The organism is Micromonospora tarensis (genome assembly GCF_016803395.1).
Lineage (GTDB): Bacteria > Actinomycetota > Actinomycetes > Mycobacteriales > Micromonosporaceae > Micromonospora > Micromonospora tarensis.
Map to the genome: position 1 here is coordinate 1 of NZ_JAEVHL010000431.1, position 2,828 is coordinate 2,828.

The following is a 2,828-nucleotide window of genomic DNA, read 5'->3' on the forward strand; positions in this document are numbered from 1 at the left end:
CGTCCGTGCCGACCGGGTCGGCGGCGAGGGTCGGCGGGTGGTACGCGCAGAGGAACAACTCCGGCAGGACGGCCACCCGGGCGCCCCGCGCGGCAGCCTGGCGGACCAGGTCGGCGGCGAGGAGCGCGTTGCCGGCGACATCACCCGGCACGGGGGTGGCCTGAACGGTGGCCACGGTCAGCGGGGCGGCGGGCACGGTGCGGGGTGGAGTCACCGGGCGATGGTAGTCGGCGACATACCAAGCCGTACGTACGGTTTGCATGCCCCGAGGTGACCTGAGACGATCGACGCGTGCCCAGAGTAAGCCAGGACCAGCTCGATGCGCGCCGGCAGGAGATCCTCGCCGCCGCCCGGGCGTGTTTCGCCCGGCTCGGCTACGAGGGGGCGACCGTACGCCGCCTGGAGGAGGCCACCGGCCTGTCCCGGGGCGCGATCTTCCACCACTTCCGCGACAAGGACTCGCTCTTCCTGGCCGTCGCCGAGGACGACGCCGCGGCCATGGTCGAGACGGTGGCCCGCAACGGTCTGGTGCAGGTGATGCGCGACCTGCTCGCCCGCGCCGTCTCTCCGGACACCACCGGCTGGCTGGGCAGCCAGCTGGAGGTGTCCCGACGGCTGCGCACGGACCCGGCGTTCGCCAAGCGCTGGGCGGAGCGGTCCGCGGCGATCGCCGAGGCGACCCGGGACCGGCTGGCCCGGCAACGCGACGCCGGGGTGCTGCGCGAGGACGTACCGATCGACGTGCTGGCCCAGTTCCTGGAGCTGGCCTACGACGGCCTGGTGCTGCACCTGGCGATGGGCCGACCGGCCGGTGACCTGGGCCCGGTGCTCGACCTGGTCGAGGAGGCGGTCCGCCGGCACTGACCGGGAGCGGGGTCTGCCAACCGTGGCGGAGCTGCTCCACAATGGGGCCGCCGATCCCTCCGGTGACAGGAGCAGTCGATGATCGTCCACGCCGCGTCCGGCGACACCTGGGGCATCTCCGGCCCGACCTTCATCCGGTACTACCTCGTGGCGGCCGTCGTGCTGGTGGCGATAGTGGTGTACCACCGGGTCCGGCTCGCCGCCGGATCGGTCAGCGCGCTGACCGCCGACCCACTCGGTCCCCAGCAGGTCGCCTACCTCAACGGCGGGCCTCGACTGGCCGTGCACGCCGCCCTCGGCGGGCTACGCGGTAGTGGCGCGATCGGTGTGCGACCGGACCGCCGACTCACCACCATCGGCGCCGCGCCCACCGGGCTCACCCCGCTGGACCAGGCCATCCACTGGGCCGCCCACCAGCACTCGCGGGTCGGGGACCTGCCGCGGGACGAGCGCGTACGCACCGCGCTGGACCAGATCCGCAACGGTCTGGAGCAGCGCGGGCTGCTGACCAACGACACCCAACGCGCCCGTGCCCGGTTCTGGACCACACTGCTGATCGCCCTGCTGGGTCTCGGCGTGCTCCGGTTGGTCTCCGGACTGTTCAACGGCCACCCGGTCGGATACCTGCTGCTGACCCTGGTCGCACTGCTGATCGTCACGCTGGTGCTGCGCCGGGCGCCGGTGCTCACCCGGGCCGGTCGGGCCGCGCTGCGGGATGTCCGCCGCGCGCACACCCACCTCGCCCCGGCCGCCGCGCCGGCCTACGCCACCTACGGGGCCGCCGGAGCGGCGATGGGCGTGGCCCTCTACGGCACCGCCTCGCTCTGGGTGCTCGACCCGGGCTTCGCCGAGCAGGCCGAGATCCAGCGCCAGGCCGCCGCCGGCAGCGGCTGGACCGGAGGGTCGTCGGGCGGCGGGGACAGCTCCGGCTCGGACGGCGGGTAGCTCCTGCGGCGGCAGCTCCTGCGGCGGTGGCGGGCGGGTGCGGCGGCGGGGGGTGTGGCGGATGAGCGGCCCGGTCGGGGTCGGGCATCGGATGGCGTCCGGAGATCGCCGGTTTCGTGGCCGAGCTGCCCGGCCTGCGGTTCGTCGAGGTGGTGGCCGAGTCGGTGCCCGGCACCGGGCCGCTCCCGTCGGGTCTGGCGCAGCTGCGCGAGCGCGCGGTGACTGTCGTGCCGCACGGGGTGCGGCTCTCCCTCGGCGGCGCCGAGCCGGTCGACCGGGCCCGGGTCGCCCACCTGGCCACGGTCGCGCAACGCCTCGACGCCCCACTGGTCAGCGAGCACATCGCGTTCGTCCGCGCGGGCGGCCTGGAAGCCGGCCACCTGCTGCCGCTGCCGCGCAGCCGGGAGGCGGTCGACGCGGTCTGCGCCAACGTGACCCGGGCGCAGGCCGAGCTTCCGGTGCCGATCGCGCTGGAGCCGATCGCCGCGCTCGTCGACTGGCCGGACGACGAGTTGGACGAGGCCGACTTCCTCACCGAGATCCTGGACCGGACCGGGGCACTGCTCCTGCTGGACGTGGCCAACGTGCACGCCAACGCCCGCAACCGGAGCACCGACCCACTCGCGTTGCTGGACCGCCTGCCGCTGGAACGCGTCGCGTACGCCCACGTGGCCGGTGGCGCGGAGCATGCCGGCTTCTATCACGACACCCACACCGACCCGGTGCCGGCGGCGGTGCTGGACCTGGTCGGCGCGCTCTGCGCCCGGCAACGTCCACCGGCGCTGCTACTCGAACGCGACGGCCACTACCCGCCGGCAGCCGAACTCCGCGCCGAACTGGACGCCCTGGCCGCCGCCACCGGCTATCCGGCCGTCACATGACGAGCGCACCCGCCAGCGGTTCCGCACCGCCGCCCCGGGCAGGGCTCGCCGAGCGGCAGGCCGAACTGGTCGCGGCGCTGGTCGCCGGCGGTGAGCCGCCGGCCGGCTTCGCGCCGGGGCCGCTGGCCGCCACCCGCG

At 75.0% G+C, this 2,828-nt stretch carries 3 protein-coding genes and 1 pseudogene; 3 read left to right on the forward strand and 1 reads right to left on the reverse strand.

The window, feature by feature from the left end; all coding sequences use genetic code 11:
* A partial coding sequence (locus JM949_RS35100) for a nitrilase-related carbon-nitrogen hydrolase (protein ID WP_309232454.1) occupies window positions 1-214 on the reverse strand: 214 nt, incomplete at its 3' end.
* Window positions 215-291: 77 nt separating this feature from the next.
* On the opposite strand from JM949_RS35100, the gene JM949_RS35105 reads away from it, so the two are divergent.
* The 3 genes and pseudogenes from JM949_RS35105 (at window position 292) to JM949_RS35115 (ending at window position 2,690) form a co-directional block, all read left to right on the forward strand.
* Window positions 292-864, forward strand: coding sequence for a TetR/AcrR family transcriptional regulator (locus JM949_RS35105; protein WP_030337284.1), 573 nt, complete (start codon window positions 292-294; stop codon window positions 862-864).
* Between the two features lie 78 nt (window positions 865-942).
* Window positions 943-1,809 carry a TIGR04222 domain-containing membrane protein gene (locus JM949_RS35110; protein ID WP_203152361.1) on the forward strand — a complete coding sequence of 289 codons (867 nt, stop codon included), beginning with the start codon at window positions 943-945 and terminating at the stop codon, window positions 1,807-1,809.
* A gap of 61 nt (window positions 1,810-1,870) precedes the next feature.
* Window positions 1,871-2,690: pseudogene (locus JM949_RS35115) on the forward strand (DUF692 domain-containing protein).
* The last annotated feature ends 138 nt before the right edge of the window (window positions 2,691-2,828 follow it).